This window comes from Curtobacterium guangdongense (assembly GCF_049341845.1).
In the GTDB taxonomy this organism is placed as follows: Bacteria; Actinomycetota; Actinomycetes; order Actinomycetales; family Microbacteriaceae; genus Curtobacterium; species Curtobacterium guangdongense.
This window is the reverse complement of sequence record NZ_JBMPIT010000005.1, coordinates 195253-216074: the sequence shown is the minus strand read 5'-3', so window position 1 is coordinate 216074 and position 20822 is coordinate 195253. Positions and strand designations below refer to the sequence as shown.

The window sequence follows — 20822 nt, the reverse complement described above, 5'->3', positions numbered from 1 at the left end:
CGATGGCGTCGTCCACCGAGCGTGCGAGCTGAAGCGAACAGACTGAGGTCCCCTTGCCGACTGCCACCGTGACCAGGCCCGACACCGAGCGTCGCTCGACGCTGTCCCGCAAGGTCCGAGCGTACGTCTCGCTGACGAAGCCGCGCGTGATGGAGCTGCTGCTCGTCACGACGGCGCCGACGATGTTCCTCGCCGAGCGCGGGGTGCCGAACCTGTGGCTGGTCTTCTGGACGCTGCTGGGGGGCGCGATGTCGGCCGGGTCGGCGTCGGCGTTCAACTGCTACATCGACCGCGACATCGACCGGCTCATGAAGCGGACCAGCACCCGGCCGCTCGTCACCGGCGAACTCTCCGACCGCGAAGCCCTGGTGTTCTCGTGGGTGCTCGCGATCGGGTCCACCGCGGTCCTCGGGTTCCTGGTCAACTGGCTCGCCGCCGCGCTCAGCGTCGCCGCGATCCTGATCTACGTCTTCGTCTACACGCTGTGGCTCAAGCGCCGCACGCCGCAGAACATCGTCTGGGGCGGATCGGCCGGCTGCATGCCCGTGCTCATCGGCTGGGCGGCCGTCACCGGGTCGCTGACCTGGGCTCCCGTGATCCTCTTCATGGTGATCTTCCTCTGGACGCCGCCGCACTACTGGCCGCTGTCGATGAAGTACCGCGACGACTACGACGCCGCCGACGTGCCGATGCTCGCCGTCGTCCGGGGCCGCACCGTCGTGGGGCTGCAGGTCGTGCTGTACGCGTGGGCGACGCTCGTCTGCTCGCTGCTGCTCATCCCGGTCGCCCACATGGGGCCGCTCTACACGGTCGTGGCCCTCGCCGGCGGTGTCTGGTTCGTCGTGGAGTCGCACAGGCTCTACAACCGGGCGATCCAGCACGTGGAGCAGGTCCAGCCGATGCGGGTCTTCCACAGCTCGATCACCTACCTGACGCTGCTCTTCATCGCGGTGGGCATCGACCCCTTGCTCCCGCAGGTCTTCACCTTCTAGGGCGCCGTCGCGCGCGGCGCGCCCCCGCGCTTGCGCGCCGCCGCGTCTGCGGCCTCATCGCCACCGGGGGGCCGTTTCGCGCGTAGGGAGTCGAATCGCGCGTAGGAGGTCGGTTTTTCCGACCTCCTACGCGCGATTCGGCTTTCCATTGCGGGCGCAGTGGGCAGGAACGACCCGCGCGGACGGATGGGAGGGCCGTGGCGGGGCCGCCACGAGCCTCCTGTCCGGTGCGTGGCGAGCCATCGCGGACGACCGCACCGAGTGCCGCGAAAGCGACAGTGTCCGCCCGGGATCCGGGCGGACACTGTCGCCTTCGCGAGTGCGGGTGCGGGTGCGGGTCAGCGGGGCAGGGGCTCCCGGACCGCCTGGCGGCCGGTGGACGCGCGCGTGGACAGGCTCACGATGGTGACGGCGCCGACGAGCAGCCCGGCGAGGACCATGTGCGTCCCGACCAGCCCGACCGGCAGCCCGGTGCGCGCCTGGGTCAAGCCGACGGCGATCTGCACGAACTCCACGACCAGCAGGACGAGTGCCCATCGGCTGGAGAGGTGCAGCCGCACGGCACCGACGACGAGCACCAGCGTCAGGGCGAAGAGGACGTACGCCGGGACCGCGTGCACGTGCTGCAGGATCGCCGGGTCGAGCCCCGTGCGGTGCAGGCGGCCGCCGTCGACCGCCTCGTCCGCTCCGGCGTGCGGGCCGCTGCCCGTGGTGAGGATGCCGATGAGGACCGTGACGGCGGTGGCGGCGATCGTGCCCCGGACGACGCCGACGTACCAACCGGGGACGAGACGCGTCGCGGTGCGGGGCCCGTTCATCGAGCGGTAGACGAGCGTGGCCGTCACGGCGGTCAGGAGTGTCGACACGACGAAGTGCAGCCCGACGACGTAGGGGTTCAGGTTCGTCAGGACGCTCAGGCCGCCGATGACCGCCTGCACGGGGATCGCTGCGCCCTGGGCGAACGCGAGCCAGAACAGCTCGGGGCGGGTACGACGCATCCGGACGACCAGCAGGAACATCGCGATCGCCACGATGACGAGCACGAAGGTGAGCAGACGGTTGCCGAACTCGATGATCCCGTGCACGCCCATCTCCGGCGTCGACACGAGCGAATCGGCGGTGCATCGGGGCCAGGTCGGGCATCCGAGTCCCGACGCGGTGAGGCGGACGAGCCCACCCGTGCCGATCAGGACGACCTCGACGACGAACGACGCCCAGGCGAGGACGACGACCCGCTGGTCGACGACGCGGGGGAGGGACCACCACCTGGTCCGGGTCTCCTGGCCGACGGGGGATCCGACGCGTGTCACGAGGGTGGTGCCTTCCTGTTGTTCCGTGCAGCGAACCTGTAGGATTCGAGGGTTCAGCAGCAGTCAAGTCTAGGCAGGCGCCGGCTCCGAATGGGCCGAGATCGCCGATCATGCCCAGGACTGCGTGGAACCATGACGTTGCGAGGTAGCAGCACCGTGATCGCCTTGTCGGCGGTTCACGATGGAATGGCACCCGACGCCGACCGGTTGGAACCGGAAGCTGCCACGAGAAGGAAACGAGGAGACCATGTCCGACGTGCTCATCGACCGTCCAGAACTCGAAGGGCTCGGCCAGTACGAATTCGGCTGGTCCGACTCCGACTCCGCCGGTGCCTCGGCACGTCGCGGGATCTCGGAAGAGGTCGTCACCGACATCTCGAACCTCAAGAACGAGCCCGAGTGGATGCTGAAGAACCGTCTCAAGGGCCTGCAGCTCTTCGGCCGGAAGCCCATGCCGACGTGGGGTGCCGACCTGACGGGCATCGACTTCGACAACATCAAGTACTTCGTGCGCTCCACCGAGAAGCAGGCGCAGTCGTGGGAAGACCTCCCCGAGGACATCCGCGCCACGTACGAGAAGCTCGGCATCCCCGAGGCCGAGCGCCAGCGCCTCGTCGCCGGCGTCGCCGCGCAGTACGAGTCCGAGGTGGTCTACCACCAGATCCGTGAGGACCTGGAGCAGCAGGGGGTCATCTTCATGGACACCGACACGGCCCTCCGCGAGCACCCCGAGATCTTCGAGGAGTACTTCGGCACCGTGATCCCGGCCGGCGACAACAAGTTCGCCGCGCTGAACACGGCCGTCTGGTCCGGCGGCTCGTTCGTCTACGTCCCGAAGGGCGTCCACGTCGAGATCCCGCTGCAGGCCTACTTCCGGATCAACACCGAGAACATGGGCCAGTTCGAGCGGACGCTGATCATCGCGGACGAGGACTCCTACGTCCACTACATCGAGGGCTGCACCGCCCCGATCTACAAGTCGGACTCGCTGCACTCTGCCGTCGTTGAGATCATCGTGAAGAAGAACGCCCGCGTGCGCTACACGACGATCCAGAACTGGTCGAACAACGTCTACAACCTCGTCACCAAGCGTGCCATCGCGCACGAAGGCGCCACGATGGAGTGGATCGACGGCAACATCGGGTCCAAGGTCACGATGAAGTACCCGTCGATCTACCTCGCCGGCGAGCACGCCAAGGGCGAGACGCTCTCCGTCGCGTTCGCGGGCCCCGGTCAGCACCAGGACGCCGGCGCGAAGATGATCCACATGGCGCCGTACACGACGTCCTCGATCGTCTCGAAGTCGATCGCCCGCGGCGGCGGTCGTGCGGGCTACCGCGGCGAGGTCCGGGTCGACCCCAACGCGCACCACGCGGCGAACACGGTCCGCTGCGACGCGCTGCTCGTCGACACGATCAGCCGGTCGGACACGTACCCCGCGATCGACATCCGGGTGGACGACGTCCAGCTCGGGCACGAGGCGACGGTGTCGCGCGTGAGCGAAGAGCAGCTGTTCTACCTGATGTCCCGCGGCATGGCGGAAGACGAGGCGATGGCGATGATCGTCCGCGGCTTCATCGAGCCGATCGCCCGCGAGCTCCCTATGGAGTACGCACTCGAACTCAACAAGCTCATCGAGATGAGCATGGAAGGATCCGTCGGCTAGATGTCCAGCCCCACCCAGACACCCCGCATCGACCAGCCGATCGAGCCTGCGTCCGGCACCGGTTCCGACCAGCACGGCGCGAAGGCGCACTCCGACGGCGGCTGGGACTCCAAGGTCCCCGTCCAGACGCGCTCGGCGCGCCCGCAGTCGGGCGACATCGACGACTTCCCGACGGTCACCGGCCGAGAGGTCAACTGGAAGTTCGCACCGCTCGACAAGCTCGCACCGCTCCTCGCGGGCGGGCTCGACGGCTCCGCGTACCCGTTCCTGGCGACGGAGACCGACGGCGCCGACGTCGAGTGGGTCCGCAGCGACGACCCCCGCGTCGGCACGGCCGGGCTCCCGGAGGACCGGGCGGCCGCCGCTGCCTGGACGGCTCGTGACGCCGTTCTCGCGGTGACGATCAAAGCGACCGAGTCCGCCGAGTCGATCACGATCACCCGCTCGGACTTCGGCACGCAGCCCCGCGCGGCGCACACCGTCGTCACCGCCGAGCCGAACGCGCAGGGCATCGTCGTCATCGACAACCGCGGCTCGGCGCTCCTCAGCGAGAACGTCGAGATCGTCGTCGGTGACAAGGCGCGGCTGACCGTCGTGTCGCTGCAGGACTGGGCCGACGACACCGTCCACGTGTCGACGCAGTTCGCCGAGGTCGGCCGCGACGCCTTCCTCAAGCACGTCGTGGTCTCGCTCGGCGGCGACGTCGTCCGGGTCAACCCGTCGACGCACCTCGGCGCACAGGGCGCGGACACGGAGATGTACGGCGTGTACTTCGCCGACGCGGGCCAGTACATCGAGCAGCAGGTCTACGTGAACCACGACGCGCCGAACACGCGCGGTCGGGTCAACTACAAGGGCGCGCTGCAGGGCCAGGGTGCGCACACCGTCTGGATCGGCGACGTGCTCATCGGCCGCGCCGGCGACGACACCGACTCGTACGAGCAGAACCGCAACCTCGTCCTGACCGACGGCACCCGCGCGGACAGCATCCCGAACCTCGAGATCGAGACGGGCAACATCCAGGGCGCCGGACACGCGAGTGCGACCGGCCGCTTCGACGACGAGCAGCTGTTCTACCTGCAGGCCCGCGGCATCCCGGAAGAAGAAGCACGTCGACTCGTCGTGCTCGGCTTCCTCGTCGAGGTCATCCAGAAGATCGGGGCCCCCGAGCTCGAGGAACGCCTCATCGCCGCCGTCGAGCAGGAGCTCGCCGAGGGGCGGACCGTGCTGGCCGCACCGTCGGCCGAGGCGGACGGCTCGGACGCCTGATGGCCGAGAAGGTCTGCGCCGAGGGCGACATCGCGGTGGACAGCCCGATGCGCGTCGTGGTCGACGGCACAGCAGTGGCGATCGTGAAGGACTCCGCGGGCACGGTGCACGCCATCGGTGACACGTGCACGCACGGGGACATCTCCCTCGCCGAGGGTTTCGTCGAGGGCGACTCGCTCGAGTGCTGGGCGCACGGGTCCCGCTTCTCGCTGACCACCGGCAAGCCGCAGAACTTCCCCGCGTACGAGCCCGTCCCGGTCTTCCGGGTCGAGGTCCGTGACGGCGACGTCTACGTCGACGTGCACGACCCGGTCCCCGTCGACTGAGCGACCCCCACCTCTTCCCCGCGGCTGACGCCGCGACCCAGCTGCAACCGAAGGAACGCAATGTCCACTCTCGAAATCCGTGACCTGCAGGTCTCGATCGACACCGACCAGGGTGTCAAGGAGATCCTCAAGGGCGTCGACCTCACCATCAACGAGGGCGAGATCCACGCGATCATGGGACCGAACGGTTCGGGCAAGTCCACGCTCGCCTACACGATCGCCGGTCACCCGCGCTACAACGTCGTCGGTGGTTCGATCACCCTCGACGGGCAGGACGTCCTCGCGATGAGCGTCGACGAGCGTGCCCGCGCCGGCATGTTCCTCGCCATGCAGTACCCGGTCGAGATCCCCGGTGTCACCGTCTCGAACTTCCTCCGCACCGCCAAGACGGCGATCGACGGCGAAGCGCCCGCCCTCCGCACCTGGGTGAAGGACCTCCGCCAGTCGATGGCCGACCTCAAGATGGACTCCGCCTTCGCCGAGCGCAACGTCAACGAGGGGTTCTCCGGTGGCGAGAAGAAGCGCCACGAGATCATGCAGCTGGAGCTCCTCAAGCCGAAGTTCGCCGTCCTCGACGAGACCGACTCCGGGCTCGACGTCGACGCGCTGAAGATCGTCTCCGAGGGTGTCAACCGCGCGAAGGCCGCCACCGGCCTCGGCGTGCTGCTCATCACGCACTACACGCGCATCCTCCGCTACATCAAGCCGGACTTCGTGCACGTGTTCGTCGCGGGCAAGGTCGCCGAGCAGGGTGGACCCGAGCTCGCGGACCGGCTCGAGAACGAGGGCTACGACCGCTACGTGCAGGCCGCAGCCGCAGCCGAGGCGAACTGACGATGATCACCGCACTCGCACCGGAGAAGTTCGACGAGGTCGTCGAGGGCCTCAAGGAGGTCCAGGACCCGGAACTCGGCGTCAACATCGTCGACCTCGGACTCATCTACGACCTCGCCTGGGACGACGAGGCGACCGCGCTCATCATCAGCATGACGCTCACGAGCGCCGGCTGCCCCCTGACTGACGTCATCGAGGGCGACACCGCGAACGCGCTCGACGGCATCGTCGACGCGTTCCGGATCAACTGGGTCTGGATGCCGCCGTGGGGTCCGGAGCGGATCACCGACGACGGGCGCGAGATGATGCGCGCGCTCGGTTTCTCGATCTAGTCGCGACCACACACAGACGGGAGGCCCGGTGCCAGCTGGCACCGGGCCTCCCGTCCATCGTGTGCGTGCGCTGGGCGTGTCGCGGACCGTACGGCGCGATGTCGCGGATCCACGACTCGCCGCTCACGTTCGCCGAGATGTCACGACACACGCAAGAACCCCGCCGAGGTTCCAGAATTCTGGAACCTCGGCGGGGTTCGAAGCGCGCGCCCCGGCGCCCGCGGGCGCGCCCAGCGCGCGCACGCGCGTCAGCGGCGGCCGACGGCCTTCCACACGAGGGGGATGATGCCCGCGGCGATGAGCGCCTTCACGAGGCCGCCGACGATGAACGGGTACAGGCCGGCAGTGAGCACCGACTGCAGGTCGTTCGGCAGGCCGAGCGCACCGAGCGCGACGGCGAGGTAGGGGAGCCCCGTCACGAACGGGATCGCGCTCGCGAGCGTGAACGCCACAGCGGCGCGCCCCACGTGGCGGTCCCAGTTCCGGCGTGCCAGCCAGCCGACGACGCCGGCGGCGGGGATGAACCCGATGACGTACCCGAAGCTCGGCAGGGTCAGCGCGTGCAGGCCGCCCTGCATGTCGGCGAAGAACGGTGCACCGGCGAGCCCGGCGATCGCGTAGACGAGCATCGAGAGCACGCCGCGGCGGGCACCGAGGGTCGCACCGACGAGCACGACCGCGAGGGTCTGCCCGGTGATCGGGACGGGCCACATCGGGACCTCGACCTGGGCCATCGCCGCTGTGAAGAGCGTTCCGCCGGCGATGAGCGCGGCATCGGTGGCGAGGCCGTGCGTCCGCAGACGGTCGGCGAGGACTGCGCGGGGAGCGAACCCGGTGGCGTTCGTCATGGATTCTCCTAGAATGGACTGCTGGTCCTGTTCAGGACCATCGGTCCCGTCAGCGTAGCGGTGCACCTCATGCGCACGTCGTTGTGCAAAACCACCAACTGATTGGACTTCCACTGTGCTTGCCGTGCACGACCTCGAGATCCGAGTCGGGGCCCGCCTCCTGATGGAGAACGTGTCCTTTCGCGTGGAGAAGGGCGACAAGATCGGTCTCGTCGGCCGGAACGGCGCCGGGAAGACCACGATGACCAAGGCCCTGGCGGGGGAGACCCCGCCGACCGACGGCAAGATCGAGCGCTCCGGCGAGATCGGCTACCTGCCGCAGGACCCGCGCTCGGGCAACCCGGAGGACACCGCGCGGAAGCGCATCCTCGACGCCCGCGGGCTCGGCGAGCTCGTCGAGGGCATCCGGCTCGCCACGCTCGACATGGCGAGCGACGACCCGGCGGTCGCCGAGAAGGCGATGCGCCGCTACTCGCGCCTCGACGACCAGTTCAACGCGCTCGGCGGCTACGCGGCTGAGGCCGAGGCGGCGTCGATCGCGTCGAACCTCAAGCTCCCGGACCGCATCCTCGACCAGCAGCTCAAGACGCTGTCGGGTGGTCAGCGTCGTCGCATCGAGCTCGCCCGGATCCTGTTCTCGGACGCCGAGACGATGATCCTCGACGAGCCGACGAACCACCTCGACGCCGACAGCGTCGTCTGGCTCCGTGAGCACCTCAAGACCTACCCCGGCGGCGTCATCGTGATCTCCCACGACGTCGAACTCGTCGACGAGGTCGTCAACCGGGTGTTCTACCTCGATGCGAACCGTCAGACCATCGACATCTACAACATGGGCTGGAAGCTGTACCAGCGGCAGCGCGTCGCCGACGAGGAACGTCGCCGCAAGGAACGCGCGAACGCCGAGAAGAAGGCGGCCACGCTCAAGGACCAGGCTGCTCGCTTCGGTGCCAAGGCGTCGAAGGCGGCCGCGGCGCACCAGATGGTCGCGCGGGCCGACAAGCTGCTCGCCGGACTCGAGGACGAGCGCGCCGCCGACCGGGTCGCGAAGCTCCGGTTCCCGACGCCGGTCGCCTGTGGTCGGACGCCGCTGATGGCCGAGGGGCTGTCGAAGTCGTACGGGTCGCTCGAGATCTTCGCCGGGGTCGACCTGGCGATCGACCGCGGCTCCCGCGTCGTCATCCTCGGCTTCAACGGTGCCGGCAAGACGACGCTGCTCCGCATCCTCGCCGGCGCCGATGCGCCCGACACGGGCGAGATCCAGCCCGGTCACGGCCTGCGCATCGGCTACTACGCGCAGGAGCACGAGAACATCGACGTGAACCGCACCGTCATCGAGAACATGGTGTCGGCGTCGACGGAGCTCAACGAGACCGAGGCCCGTCGCGTCCTCGGGTCGTTCCTCTTCACGGGTGATGACGGCTACAAGAAGGCCGGCGTGCTCTCCGGTGGCGAGAAGACCCGTCTGTCGCTCGCGATGATCGTGGTCTCCGGTGCGAACGTGCTGCTCCTCGACGAGCCGACGAACAACCTGGACCCGGCGTCGCGCGAGGAGATCCTCGGCGCGCTGGCGGGCTACGAAGGTGCCGTGGTGCTCGTGTCGCACGACGCGGGTGCGGTCGAGGCGCTCAACCCCGAGCGGGTGCTGCTGCTGCCCGACGGCACCGAGGACCACTGGAACAAGGACTACGCGGAACTCATCGAGCTCGCCTAGCGGTCAGCGGGAGAGGAGCTCGTCCTCGATGTCGGCGTCCGACTTGGGCTTCGCGTCCTTGCGCCGCTGCCGCTCGAGGGCACGCTCGCGCTCTTCCGGGTCGTCCTGGTTGAGGTTCCGGTACTCCTGCACCATCAGGTACGCCAGGAAGCCGAACCCGCCGGCGGCGAACATGAACCACTGGATGAAGTAGCTGAGGTGCAGGCCCGTGTCCGCACTCGGACGGTCCCACCCGAGCGGGCGTGCCTCGGTCGGCGCCGGGGTCTCCGATGCGAGTTGCCCGTACGCACCCGTCCAGATCGGGGCGTCGACCTTCTTCGCGACGTCGGCGAGCGTCACGGACTGCACCTGGTCGGTGTGGGCCGGATCGGTGCGCCCGGGGATGCGCGGTTCGCTCTGCTGCAGACGGGCCACGACGGTGACCTCGCCGGTGGGGGCAGCCGGGATGCTGTCGGGTGCGTCCTGCCGGTTGCCCGTCGGAACCCACCCGCGGTCGACGACGAACGCGCGGCCGTCCGCGGTGACGAGCGGCGTGAGGACCTCGAAGCCCGGCTGCCCGTTGTGCACGCGGTTCCGGACGAGGAGCTGGTCGTCGGTGTCGTAGCGCCCGGTGACCTCGACCCGGAGCCAGGTCTGGTCGTCGTTCCAGCTCGAGGCCCGGGGGAGTGCCTGGTCGACGGGGACGGGGGTGTGGTCGTAGTTCGCCGCGATCTGCTGGTTCTCGCGCACGGCTTCGTTCCGGCGGTCCCACTGCCACATGCCGAACAGGGCACAGACGATCGCGAACGCGACGGCGATGGCGAAGTACCCGAGCCAGCGGCGGCTCCCGACGAACCGCCAGCCGACGAACGGCTCGTCGGGGTCGCGTTCCACCACGCCGGCGTCGACGGCCGCCCGGCGGTCTCGATCGGCAGCCCGACGGAGCTTCTCGGCGTGGCGGCGACCGTACCGGGAACCCGGGTCGAAGTCGTCGGTCATCGCTCGTTCGCCGAGCGCGCCCGTTCGCCGACGTCGTTCTTCGGCTGGTCGTGCGCGTCGTGCCTGGCGTCGTCGAGCTGGTCCACGTCTTCGTCGATGCCGGTGACCCGCACCGGGAACGTCCGGGATCGGAGGTACCCGGCGAGGAAGTCACGGTGCTCGTCGCAGGCCGCCCAGATCTTCACGCGATCGATCGCGTGGATGCGTGGGTTCCGCCAGTTCACCCGCCAACTCGCGGCGGTCGAGCACCCGGCGCGGGAGCACACCGGGGTCGAACCCGGCTCGGTGAAGAGGTCGAACGTGGCGCCCATCAGCGGTGGCCCCACACGCGGGAGCGGTCCCCGTTGCGCTGCCATTCTTCTTGCGCGTGCTGCGCGCCCTCGCGCAGACGGTCCTGCTCGTCGCGGTAGGCCTGCGCCCGCGCGTCTTCCTGCTGTTCGCGGAGGCGCGGGTCGATGTCAGCGGCACGGACGAGCGCCCCGGCCGGGGCGACGTAGTCGGACTCGGTGTGGCTGCCGGCGTTCGCGATGACCACGGCGACCCAGGGGATCACCGCGGCGAGGACGATCGGGATGAGTGCGAGCCACGGGCTGTGCCAGACGGTGTAGACGAGGACCGCCCCGACGAAGAGGATCACGCGCACGGCCATCTGCCAGATGTACCGCGACAGACGGTGTTTCCGGTCGCGCTGCGGTGTCTCCGGCAGTGCCGTGATGGCCTGCGTCGTGCGTCGCGTGATGCGTCGCGTCGTCTTCATGCGTTCGGTCTCCGTCTTCCCTCTGACAAGCCTAAGCCCGCGCACCGACACATGGACACATCACGCGCGCGATGTGTGCCCGGGTAGGCTCGTGCGGGCGTGTCGGCCGGGAGACCCGGCCCGCACCGCACGAGATCGCCACTGAACGGAGCCTCCATGACCACCCCCCGTACCGTCCTCATCACCGGAGGCAACCGCGGCATCGGCCACGCGCTCGCGGCGCGCTTCGTCGCCGAGGGACACCGCGTCGCGGTGACGTCACGGAGCGGTCAGGGTGGCCCGGAGGGTGCGCTGACCGTGCAGGCGGACATCACCGACACGGCGTCGGTCGACGCGGCGTTCACGCAGGTCGAGGCGGAGCTCGGGCCGATCGAGGTCCTCGTCGCGAACGCCGGCGTCACGAACGACCAGCTCCTGCTGCGCATGTCGGAAGAGGACTTCACCAGCGTCATCGACACGAACCTGACGGGCACCTTCCGGGTCGTGAAGCGTGCGACGAAGGGCATGATGCGCGCGAAGTTCGGCCGCATCGTGCTCATGTCCAGCGTCGTCGGGGCGTACGGGCAGGTCGGCCAGGTCAACTACGCGTCATCGAAGGCGGCCCTCGTCGGCATGGCGCGCTCGATCACCCGCGAGCTCGGGTCCCGCGGCATCACGGCGAACGTCGTCGCGCCCGGGTTCATCGAGACGGACATGACGGCAGCGCTGCCGGAGGAACTGCAGGCCGAGTTCAAGAAGCAGATCCCGGCAGCGCGCTACGGCAGCGTCGACGACGTCGCGGACGCGACGCTCTTCCTCGCTGGTGACGGCGCCGGGTACATCTCCGGCGCGGTCATCCCCGTCGACGGCGGCCTCGGGATGGGGCACTAGCGCACCCTCTGGCCTGCCGCAGCGCGGCCGACGCTCAGCCGCGCAGGCCGAGGGCGGCGAGCACGGGGGAGAGGTCCCGGTCGACGACGGCGACGTCCGCCGACTCCCGCACGCGCGGCTTGGCGTCGAACGCCACGGACAGCGCCGCGACCCGCATCATCTCGAGGTCGTTCGCACCGTCGCCGATCGCCACGGTCCGTGCGAGGTCCACACCGTCCGCCCGGGCCCACGTCCGGAGGGCGGTGGCCTTCGCGTGCGCGTCGACGACGTCGCCGAGCACCCGTCCGGTGAGTCGTCCGTCGACGACCTCGAGCCGGTTCGCCTGGCAGTGGTCCAGGCCGAGTGCCGCGGCGAACGGGTCGAGCACCTCGTGGAAGCCACCCGAGACGACGCCGACGGTCCCGCCTGCGGCGTGCACGCCGCGGACGAGTTCGTCCGCGCCACGGGTCACGCGGACCGCTCGCTGGGCGTCGGCGAAGACGGTGGACGGGAGGCCCGCAAGGGTCGCGACACGCTCCCGGAGGCTGTCCCCGAAGTCGATCTCCCCGCGCATGGCGCGCTCCGTGATCGCGGCGACCTGTGGCCGGGTCCCGGCGGCGTCGGCCAGCAGCTCGATGACCTCGTCCTCGAGCAGGGTGGAATCGGCATCGAGGACGACGAGGAAGCGCGGCACGCCACAACGGTAGCGGTGCCGCGCCTCCTGTGACGCCGGACGGCGTTACGCCTCGACGCGGACGCCCTTGCCGACCACGGTGATGCCGGAATCGGTGACGGTGAAGCCCCTCGCCAGGTCGGCCTCCCGATCGACACCGACCTGCGCACCGGGCGCGAGGACGACGTCCTTGTCCAGGATCGAGCGGTTCACGATCGACCCGGCGCCGATCGACGCCCGTTCGAACACGATCGAGTCGAGCACCTTCGACCCGGAGTCGATTCCGCACCACGGCCCGATGACGCTGCGCTCGACCTGGGCTCCGGAGAGCAGGCACCCGAGCGAGACGATCGAGTCGACCGTCGACCCGGTGTTGCCGTTCGCGTCCCGCACGAACTTCGCCGGCGGCAGGTTGGTCTGCTGGTTGAAGATCGGCCAGTCCTGGTTGTACAGGTTGAACACCGGCACCGGCGCGATGAGGTCCATGTGCGCGTCGAAGAACGAGTCGATCGTCCCCACGTCGCGCCAGTAGTACTTGTCGCGGTCGTTCGAACCCGGGACCTCGTTGCCCTTGAGGTCGTACACGCCGGCGTCGCCGCGCGCGACGAAGTCCGGCACGATGTCGCCGCCCATGTCGTGCGCCGACGACTCGAGCTGGCCGTCGCGCAGGACGGCGTCGACGAGCGCGTCGGCGTCGAACACGTAGTTGCCCATCGAGGCGAGGATCTCGTGCGGGGAGTCCGCGAGGCCGACCGCGTCCTTCGGCTTCTCGAGGAAGGCGTCGATCTTCGTCGGGTCGTCCTCGGCGACCTGGATCACGCCGAACTGGTCGGCGAGGCCGATCGGCTGACGGATCGCTGCGACCGTGGCACTGCGGCCGGAGGCGATGTGCGCCTCGACCATCTGGTGGAAGTCCATCCGGTACACGTGGTCGGCGCCGACCACGACGACGATGTCGGGGCGCTCGTCACGAAGCAGGTTGAGCGACTGCAGGATGGCGTCGGCCGATCCGGCGAACCACCGCTTGCCGAGACGCTGCTGCGCCGGGACCGACGCGACGTACGACCCGAGCAGCCCCTCCATGCGCCACGTCTTCGCGACGTGACGGTCGAGACTGTGGGACTTGTACTGCGTCAGGACGACGATCTTCTGCAACCCGGAGTTCACCAGGTTCGAGAGCGCGAAGTCGATGAGACGGAAGTTCCCGCCGAACGGGACAGCGGGCTTCGCCCGGTCGGCCGTCAGCGGCATGAGCCGCTTGCCCTCACCTCCCGCGAGGACGATGCCGAAGACCTTCTTTGGTGCCATGCCGTTCACAGTAGGCGTCAGCACTGGGAACCGGTTACGTTGAACCAGTGCGAGTCGATCTGCTGACCAGGGAGTATCCGCCGGAGGTCTACGGCGGTGCTGGCGTCCACGTGGCCGAGCTCACCGCAGCGTTGCGGTCGGGAACGGACACCGACGTGCGGGTGCGTGCCTTCGGGGCGTTCCGCGACGAGGAGGGCGTCTGGGCCTACCGGACCCCGGCGGGGCTCGAGAACGCGAACGGCGCGCTCCAGGCCCTCGGCACCGACGTCCAGATGGCGGCGGACGTCGAGGGCGCCGATCTCGTGCACTCGCACACCTGGTACGCGAACGCCGCCGGACGCCTGGCGCAGCTCACCCACGGCATTCCGCACGTCGTCACGGCGCACAGCCTCGAACCGCTCCGGCCGTGGAAGGCCGAGCAGCTCGGCGGCGGGTACCGGCTGTCCAGCTGGATGGAGCGCGAGTCGTTCGAGCAGGCGGACGCGGTGGTCGCGGTGTCGAAGGCGATGCGTGCGGACATCCTGCGCTCGTACCCGTCGATCGACCCGGCCAAGGTCCACGTCGTCTACAACGGCATCGACGTCGACGAGTGGAAGCCGGACGTGGACCACGACGCCGTGCGTGCCCTCGGCATCGACCCCGAGCGTCCGAGCGTCGTCTTCGTGGGACGCATCACCCGTCAGAAGGGCCTGCCGTACCTGCTGCGTGCGGTCGCGTCGCTGCCGCCGGAGGTCCAGATCGTCCTCTGCGCCGGCGCTCCGGACACCCCGGAGATCATGGCGGAGGTCACCGGACTGGTCGAGGACCTCCGGGAACACCGCGACGGCGTCGTCTGGATCGACCGGATGCTCGCGCACGAGGAGATCGTCAAGGTCCTGTCCGCCGGCACCGTCTTCGTGTGCCCGTCGATCTACGAACCGCTCGGCATCGTGAACCTCGAGGCCATGGCGTGCGGGATCCCCGTCGTCGGCACCGGCACCGGTGGCATCCCCGAGGTCGTCGCCGACGGGCTGACCGGCCGCATCGTGCCGATCGACCAGGCCACCGACGGCACCGGCACGCCGACCGACCCCGACAAGTACGTCGCCGACCTCGCGGCCGCCCTCAACGAGGTCCTGTCCGACATCGGGCTGGCGAAGCTGATGGGTCGCGCGGGCCGCCTCCGCGTCGAGACAGAGTTCACCTGGGACGCGATCGCGACGCGCACGCGCGCCGTGTACGACCAGGTCCTGGCGGCGCGCTGACCGCACCACGCACTGAACCGCACTGGAGGCTCGGGGTGACGTTCCTGTCGGACGTCACCCCGAGCCTCTCCCCACGTTGCGCGCGGGGCGCGCCCGGCGTACCGTCGCGGTACACGAACGCGCCGATCGTCTGCGGTCCGACCCGGACCTCTGGCGGCACCGGGTCGATCGGATCACGGAGCTCCTCGCCGACGAGGGGCTCGCCGATCGGCCGCACACCGATCCGTGACGGAGCCCACCGACCCCGAGGGGGACCGGCAGATGAGCACCACCATCGATGCGACGCACGACGTCGACGCCCTGACCATGACGTTCGCCGCCGAGTTCGACGCGCCGGTCGAGCGCGTCTGGCAGATCTGGGCGGACCCCGGGCAGCTCGAACGGTGGTGGGGACCGCCGTCGTGGCCGGCCACGTTCGTCCGACACACGCTCGAGCCGGGGTCCCGCAGCGACTACTTCATGACCGGTCCTGACGGCATCGAGGCGCCCGGCTACTGGACGATCGTCGCCGTGGACGAACCGCACTCCATCACGCTCGAGGACGGCTTCGCCGACGCGTCGGGACGGCCGGACACGTCGATGCCGATCACGACCATCGAGGTGACGCTCGAGGACATCGGTGGCCGTACCCGGATGACGAACACGGCGCACTTCGCGACGGCGGAGCAACTCGAGCAACTGCTCGAGATGGGCATGCGCGAAGGCATGCTGGAGGCGCTCGGACAGATCGAGTCGATCCTGGCGGCGTGACGCTCGGCGTGTGCCCCGTTTCGGATGGTCGGCTGCCGTAGGGTGATCACATGCCCTCGGTTGTGCGCTTGTCTGACGTGTCCGTGGTCCGGAACGGGGCCACCATCCTCGACGGTGTCTCGTGGGAGGTGCAGGACGACGAGCGGTGGGTCGTACTCGGTGCGAACGGCGCCGGCAAGACCACGCTGCTGCAGGTTGCGGGTGCCCAGAGCTTCCCGACCTCGGGCGAGGTCGAGGTGCTCGGGACCGAGCTCGGCGGCGCCGACCTGTTCGACCTGCGGCCCCGGATCGGGTTCGCGTCGACGGCACTCGCGCGCCGCATCCCCGTCACCGAGAAGGTCATCGACGTCGTGCTGACCGCTGCCTACTCGGTCACGGGTCGCTGGAACGAGGAGTACGAGGAGCTCGACGTCCGCCGTGCGCAGCGCGTGCTCGACGAGTGGGGCCTCGGCGCGTTCACCGACCGCACCTTCGGTGAGCTGAGCGACGGCGAGCAGAAGCGCGTCCAGATCGCCCGCGCGGTCATGACCGACCCCGAGATCCTGTTCCTCGACGAACCGGCAGCGTCGCTCGACCTCGGCGCCAGGGAGAGCCTCGTGCGCACGCTCGGCGGGTACGCGAAGAGCGGCGACTCGCCGGCGATCGTCATCGTGACGCACCACGTCGAGGAGATCCCCGAGGGCTTCACCCACGCGCTGATCCTGGCCGACGGGCACGTCCAGGCGGCGGGACCGATCGACCAGGTCCTGACCGACGCCACCCTGACCGAGGCGTTCGGCATCGGGCTCACCGTGTCGAAGGACTCCGGTCGGTTCTCGGCGCGCGCTGCGTGACGGTGCTCCACATCGGCCTTGCTGTCTGGTAACGTAGACGGCTGGCGTAGGCCAACGACTTCCCGCGCGGTTCTGCGCATCTCAACACACACTGCTATCCGAGGAATCTCCATGAAGACCGACATCCACCCCGAGTACCGCGCCATCGTCTTCCGCGACCTGGCTTCCGGTGAGACGTTCCTGACGCGTTCGACCGCGAACAGCGACAAGACCATCGAGCTCGACGGTGCCACCTACCCGGTCATCGACGTCGAGATCTCGTCCGCGTCGCACCCGTTCTACACGGGCAAGCAGCGCATCCTCGACTCGGCCGGTCGCGTCGAGAAGTTCAACCAGCGCTTCAAGGGCTTCAGCAAGTAAGACTGCAGTCCACAACGGGCGGCTCTCCTTCGGGAGGGCCGCCCGTTCTTCGTTGGTGCCGATCGCGCTCGCACAACCGAAAGCAGCTCGCACCGCGTCGTTGCGCGGTGCGAGCTGCTTTTCGTTGTGCGGCGAGCGAAGAGGAGCCGACGAGAGCGTCAGTCGGCGGTGCGGTGGGGCCAGCGGCCGTCGGCGGTGAAGGACGGGTCGCGCTTCTTCCGCATGTAGTCCTGGAACGATGCGGCCTGCTCGGCGCACCAGCCGACCTGCTTGCGGTGGAGCTCTTCGGCGGAGACGGTGAGGTCGTCCGGGTACTTCGTCGCGATGGCCTGGGCGACCCGACCGGCAGCGATCGCGTCCGCGCCGGCGTCGTGCGCGTCGGAGAGGGTGACGCCGTACAGCTCGGCGGCGGCTTCGAGCGTGCGCTTGCCCTTGCGGTAGGTGTCGAGCGCTTTGTCGATCACGAGCGGGTCGACGACGTTGCCGATCACCGGGGAGGCGATGCCGTGCCGCTTGGCTTCCCGGTCGAGCAGCGTGAGGTCGTACGGGGCGTTGTAGATCACGAGCGGGATCCCGCGCGCGAACACGGCTTCGATCGCGGCGACGATCTCGGCGACGACCTCTCCCGCGGGACGCCCCTCGGCACGGGCACGCTCGGTGCTGATGCCGTGCACGGCCGAGGCCTGCTCGGGGATCTCGACACCGGGGTCGGCGAGCCACGAGCCCTCGACGATGCTGCGTCCGGTCATGTCGATGAGCCCGACGTGCGCCGTGACGATCCGGGAGGTCTCGACGTCGATGCCGGTGGTCTCGAGGTCGAACACGCCGAGGGCGTGCCACCACGGACGTGTCGAGAGGTCCTGGGGGGCCGTCGGCGTGTCGAGCTGCGATGTGGGGAACGTCACGGTGTCAGGCTAACCGCGCGCACCGACACGCCGGGTCACGCCGTCGGCGCGGCCCCGACGTGCAGCCAGGTGAACGACCGGCAAACTCTGCTCACGCCGTCGGCGCGGCCCCGACGTGCAGCCAGTAGAACGACTGGGTGCCGAGGGTCAGCGTGACGTTGCCCTCGTCGTCGAACGACGGGAACGAGCTGCCGCCGAACAGGTCGTAGAGCGGACGGCCCGCGAACTCGGGCGCCGAGATGGTCGCCGTCGTCGCGTTGACCGCGAACGAGAACACGCAGAGCACGTCCTCGGCCGAGGCGCCGAACTGGGTGCCGGCACCCTCCCACGAGCGGATGAAGGCGAGCACGCTCTCGTTGTCGGTCTCCTGCACCGCGATCGACCCCATGCCGAACACCGGGTGGGCCTTCCGTACGTGGATGACGTTGCGCACCCAGTGCAGCAGGGACCGCGACTGCGCGAGCTGCGCCTCGACGTTGACCTGCGCGTAGTTGTACACGAGCGACTGGACGACCGGCAGGAACAGCTTCCCGGGGTCGGCGGTCGAGAACCCCGCGTTCCGGTCCGGCGTCCACTGCATCGGTGTGCGGGACGAGTCACGGTCGGGCAGCCAGATGTTGTCGCCCATCCCGATCTCGTCGCCGTAGTACAGGAACGGCGAACCAGGCAGCGAGAACAGCAGCGCGTGGATGAGTTCGAGCTCCGCGCGGGAGTTGTCGAGCAGGGGAGCGAGGCGCCTGCGGATACCGATGTTCGAGCGCATCCGCGGGTCGTAGCCGTACCAGCCGTACATCGCCTGCCGGTACTCCTCGCTGACCATCTCGAGGGTGAGCTCGTCGTGGTTGCGGAGGAACACGCCCCACGCGGCACTGTCCGGCACGTCGAGCGTCTCGGAGAGGATCGCGGACAGCTCCTTGGCGTGCTGGGCGCGGAGCGAGTAGAAGATGCGGGGCATCACGGGGAAGTCGAACGCCATGTGGCACTCGGGTTCCTCGTCGGTCCCGAAGAACGCGGCGGTCTCGCGGGGCCACTGGTTCGCCTCGGCGATGAGGACGCGCCCGGGGTACTCCTCGTCGACCATCGCGCGGAGCTTCTTGATGAACTCGTGCGTCTCCGGCTCGCCCTCGCCGTTGCCCTCCTCCGACTCGAAGAGGTACGGGATCGCGTCGAGCCGCAGTCCGTCCACACCGAGGTCGAGCCAGTGTCGGACGACGTCGTACACGGCCTCGACCACCGCGGGGTTCTCGAAGTTGAGGTCGGGCTGGTGCGAGAAGAACCGGTGGAAGAAGAACTGCCGACGGACCGGGTCGAACGTCCAGTTGGACTCCTCGGTGTCGACGAAGATGATGCGGATGTTCTCGTAGTGCTCGTCGGTGTCGCGCCAGACGTAGAAGTCGCCGTAGGGGCCGTCCGGGTCCTCCCGGGACTGCTGGAACCACTCGTGCTGGTCCGACGTGTGGTTGATCACCATGTCGATGACGATGCGCATGTTCCGCTCGTGCGACTTCGTCACGAGCTCACGGAACTCCTCGAGCGTGCCGAACTCCGGCAGGATCGCCTTGTAGTCCGCGATGTCGTAGCCGCCGTCACGCAGTGGTGACTTGAAGAACGGCGGCAGCCAGAGCGCGTCGACGCCGAGCCACTGCAGGTAGTCGAGGCGACTGATCAGGCCCTGCAGGTCTCCGGTACCGTCGCCGTTCGAATCGACGAACGAGCGGATCATGCACTCGTAGAAGACCGAGCGCTTGTACCAGAGGGGGTCGAGCGTCAGTCCGGGCAGCTGGATCGGGGCTGTGAAGGTCACCGTGCTCCTCGTCGTGGTCGACGGGCATCTCCGCCCGCCCCGGACACGATAGGCCGACGGCTCCGAGCGTGTTCCCGGGTGCACCGGAGCCGGTTTCGTAGACTGGCGCGGATGCAACCGCCCGTGCTCTCCCCGTACCAGTCGCTGATGGCCTCGACGCCCGTCGTGCACCGCGCCGTCGAGGTCGACGGCCGCACCACGCACTACTGGGAGTACGGCCCCGACGACGCGTCCCAGACCGTGCTCGCCGTGCACGGGTTCCGTGGTGACCACCACGGGCTCGAGTCGATCGCCGCGCACCTCGTCGGCGTCCGCGTGATCGTCCCGGACCTGCCCGGTTTCGGCATCTCCGACCCGCTCGCGGTCTCCGACATCGACGGGTACGTGTCGTGGCTGCGCGGGTTCCACACGGCGCTCGGCCTCGACCGCACCACCGTCGTGCTCGGGCACTCGTTCGGGTCGATCGTCGTGTCCGCAGCGGTCGCTGCCGGGCTCGACACGCGGCTGCTCGTCCTCGTGAACCCGATCGCGGCTCCGGCGCTCCAGGGGCCCCGCGCCGTCGGCACCGGCATCGCGATCGCGTACTACCGCGCGGGAGCAGCACTGCCCCGGCCGGTCGGCCTCGGCGTCCTCCGGAACCGCGCGATCGTCCGGGCGATGAGCGTCGCGATGCTCAAGTCGAAGGACCCCGAGATGCGCCGGTGGGTGCACGACCAGCACGACCGGTACTTCTCCGCCTTCGCCAACCGGACGAGCGTGCTCGAGGCGTTCCGCACCTCGGTCACCCACGACGTCTCGGAGTACGCCGACCGCATCGAGGTCCCCGTGCTCATGATCGCCGCCGAACGCGACGACATCACCGCCGTGCCGGAACAACGTGCGCTCGCCGATCGGCTCCGCGACGCCGAGCTCGTCGTCATCCCCGAGGTCGGCCACCTGGTGCACTACGAGACGCCGGCCGCCGCTGCCAGCGCGACCCTGCGTCGGATGGCCGACCCCGTCCGGAAGCCGACGCGCGCTGCCAAGGCGGGTCGGGCCTCCAGGCCGAACACCGGGCGCACGTCGTGAGT

General features: G+C 69.2%; 22 protein-coding genes. 13 read left to right on the top strand and 9 right to left on the bottom strand.

Going from position 1 to position 20822, the window contains the following annotated elements; all coding sequences use genetic code 11:
- The first annotated feature begins 68 nt into the window (after positions 1 to 68).
- Complete coding sequence (locus ACO0E1_RS09585) at positions 69 to 992, top strand: heme o synthase (RefSeq protein WP_422873979.1); 924 nt, start codon at positions 69 to 71, stop codon at positions 990 to 992.
- A gap of 338 nt (positions 993 to 1330) precedes the next feature.
- Here the strand turns inward: ACO0E1_RS09585 and ACO0E1_RS09580 are convergent, their stop codons facing one another.
- The gene (locus ACO0E1_RS09580) at positions 1331 to 2302 is read right to left on the bottom strand and encodes a COX15/CtaA family protein (RefSeq protein WP_422873978.1); all 972 of its coding nucleotides are present in this window, start codon (positions 2300 to 2302) and stop codon (positions 1331 to 1333) included.
- A 247-nt stretch (positions 2303 to 2549) separates the two neighbouring features.
- Between ACO0E1_RS09580 and sufB the strand changes: the two genes are divergently transcribed.
- Genes sufB through ACO0E1_RS09555 form a run of 5 tightly spaced genes read left to right on the top strand, consistent with a single transcriptional unit; the run spans position 2550 to position 6729 of the window.
- A complete protein-coding gene (gene sufB, locus ACO0E1_RS09575) occupies positions 2550 to 3968 on the top strand; it encodes a Fe-S cluster assembly protein SufB (protein ID WP_402728798.1) in 1419 nt (472 codons plus the stop codon).
- Positions 3969 to 5237, top strand: coding sequence for a Fe-S cluster assembly protein SufD (gene sufD, locus ACO0E1_RS09570; protein ID WP_422873977.1), 1269 nt, complete (start codon positions 3969 to 3971; stop codon positions 5235 to 5237).
- Positions 5237 to 5563 (top strand): non-heme iron oxygenase ferredoxin subunit, encoded by a 327-nt coding sequence (locus ACO0E1_RS09565; RefSeq protein WP_281264640.1) that lies wholly within the window; start codon positions 5237 to 5239, stop codon positions 5561 to 5563. Before sufD ends, ACO0E1_RS09565 begins: the two co-directional genes overlap by 1 nt.
- 60 nt (positions 5564 to 5623) lie before the next feature.
- On the top strand, positions 5624 to 6397 hold the full coding sequence (sufC, locus tag ACO0E1_RS09560) for a Fe-S cluster assembly ATPase SufC (protein ID WP_422873976.1): 774 nt from the start codon (positions 5624 to 5626) through the stop codon (positions 6395 to 6397).
- 2 nt (positions 6398 to 6399) lie between these two features.
- Positions 6400 to 6729 carry a metal-sulfur cluster assembly factor gene (locus tag ACO0E1_RS09555; protein ID WP_071300728.1) on the top strand — a complete coding sequence of 110 codons (330 nt, stop codon included), beginning with the start codon at positions 6400 to 6402 and terminating at the stop codon, positions 6727 to 6729.
- Positions 6730 to 6977: 248 nt separating this feature from the next.
- On the opposite strand, the gene ACO0E1_RS09550 is transcribed toward ACO0E1_RS09555, so the two are convergent.
- Positions 6978 to 7577, bottom strand: a complete 600-nt coding sequence (locus ACO0E1_RS09550; RefSeq protein ID WP_422873975.1) for a biotin transporter BioY — start codon at positions 7575 to 7577, stop codon at positions 6978 to 6980.
- 115 nt (positions 7578 to 7692) lie between these two features.
- Here ACO0E1_RS09550 and ACO0E1_RS09545 point away from each other — a divergent pair, with 115 nt between their 5' ends.
- Entirely contained in the window at positions 7693 to 9291 is a 1599-nt protein-coding gene (locus tag ACO0E1_RS09545; RefSeq protein WP_422873974.1) for an ABC-F family ATP-binding cassette domain-containing protein, read from the top strand.
- A gap of 3 nt (positions 9292 to 9294) precedes the next feature.
- On the opposite strand, the gene ACO0E1_RS09540 is transcribed toward ACO0E1_RS09545, so the two are convergent.
- The 3 genes from ACO0E1_RS09540 to ACO0E1_RS09530 are packed head-to-tail and all read right to left on the bottom strand — an operon-like array spanning position 9295 to position 11026.
- Positions 9295 to 10269 carry an SURF1 family cytochrome oxidase biogenesis protein gene (locus ACO0E1_RS09540; protein ID WP_422873973.1) on the bottom strand — a complete coding sequence of 325 codons (975 nt, stop codon included), beginning with the start codon at positions 10267 to 10269 and terminating at the stop codon, positions 9295 to 9297.
- On the bottom strand, positions 10266 to 10580 hold the full coding sequence (locus ACO0E1_RS09535) for a hypothetical protein (protein ID WP_422873972.1): 315 nt from the start codon (positions 10578 to 10580) through the stop codon (positions 10266 to 10268). The genes ACO0E1_RS09540 and ACO0E1_RS09535 overlap by 4 nt, the downstream gene beginning before the upstream one ends.
- Positions 10580 to 11026 (bottom strand): DUF3099 domain-containing protein, encoded by a 447-nt coding sequence (locus ACO0E1_RS09530; RefSeq protein ID WP_281264635.1) that lies wholly within the window; start codon positions 11024 to 11026, stop codon positions 10580 to 10582. Before ACO0E1_RS09530 ends, ACO0E1_RS09535 begins: the two co-directional genes overlap by 1 nt.
- A 156-nt stretch (positions 11027 to 11182) precedes the next feature.
- Here ACO0E1_RS09530 and fabG point away from each other — a divergent pair, with 156 nt between their 5' ends.
- Positions 11183 to 11896 carry a 3-oxoacyl-ACP reductase FabG gene (gene fabG / locus ACO0E1_RS09525; protein WP_422873971.1) on the top strand — a complete coding sequence of 238 codons (714 nt, stop codon included), beginning with the start codon at positions 11183 to 11185 and terminating at the stop codon, positions 11894 to 11896.
- 34 nt (positions 11897 to 11930) lie between these two features.
- Here fabG and serB read toward each other — a convergent pair whose 3' ends face one another.
- On the bottom strand, positions 11931 to 12569 hold the full coding sequence (serB, locus tag ACO0E1_RS09520) for a phosphoserine phosphatase SerB (protein WP_422873970.1): 639 nt from the start codon (positions 12567 to 12569) through the stop codon (positions 11931 to 11933).
- Between the two features lie 45 nt (positions 12570 to 12614).
- Positions 12615 to 13856: a glucose-1-phosphate adenylyltransferase gene (locus tag ACO0E1_RS09515; RefSeq protein WP_402728790.1), complete on the bottom strand. Its 1242-nt coding sequence runs from the start codon at positions 13854 to 13856 to the stop codon at positions 12615 to 12617.
- 47 nt (positions 13857 to 13903) lie between these two features.
- Between ACO0E1_RS09515 and glgA the strand changes: the two genes are divergently transcribed.
- The 4 genes from glgA (at position 13904) to ACO0E1_RS09495 (ending at position 17043) form a co-directional block, all read left to right on the top strand.
- Positions 13904 to 15100, top strand: a complete 1197-nt coding sequence (gene glgA, locus ACO0E1_RS09510; RefSeq protein WP_422873969.1) for a glycogen synthase — start codon at positions 13904 to 13906, stop codon at positions 15098 to 15100.
- 261 nt (positions 15101 to 15361) lie between these two features.
- A complete protein-coding gene (locus ACO0E1_RS09505; protein ID WP_422873968.1) occupies positions 15362 to 15850 on the top strand; it encodes an SRPBCC family protein in 489 nt (162 codons plus the stop codon).
- Between the two features lie 50 nt (positions 15851 to 15900).
- Entirely contained in the window at positions 15901 to 16683 is a 783-nt protein-coding gene (locus tag ACO0E1_RS09500) for an ABC transporter ATP-binding protein (RefSeq protein ID WP_422873967.1), read from the top strand.
- Between the two features lie 111 nt (positions 16684 to 16794).
- Positions 16795 to 17043 carry a type B 50S ribosomal protein L31 gene (locus ACO0E1_RS09495; RefSeq protein ID WP_071300737.1) on the top strand — a complete coding sequence of 83 codons (249 nt, stop codon included), beginning with the start codon at positions 16795 to 16797 and terminating at the stop codon, positions 17041 to 17043.
- Between the two features lie 158 nt (positions 17044 to 17201).
- On the opposite strand, the gene ACO0E1_RS09490 is transcribed toward ACO0E1_RS09495, so the two are convergent.
- The gene (locus ACO0E1_RS09490; protein WP_422873966.1) at positions 17202 to 17948 is read right to left on the bottom strand and encodes a 3'-5' exonuclease; all 747 of its coding nucleotides are present in this window, start codon (positions 17946 to 17948) and stop codon (positions 17202 to 17204) included.
- 91 nt (positions 17949 to 18039) lie between these two features.
- Positions 18040 to 19752, bottom strand: coding sequence for a maltose alpha-D-glucosyltransferase (treS, locus tag ACO0E1_RS09485; RefSeq protein ID WP_422873965.1), 1713 nt, complete (start codon positions 19750 to 19752; stop codon positions 18040 to 18042).
- Positions 19753 to 19863: 111 nt separating this feature from the next.
- Here treS and ACO0E1_RS09480 point away from each other — a divergent pair, with 111 nt between their 5' ends.
- The gene (locus ACO0E1_RS09480; protein ID WP_422873964.1) at positions 19864 to 20820 is read left to right on the top strand and encodes an alpha/beta fold hydrolase; all 957 of its coding nucleotides are present in this window, start codon (positions 19864 to 19866) and stop codon (positions 20818 to 20820) included.
- Positions 20821 to 20822: the final 2 nt, after the last annotated feature.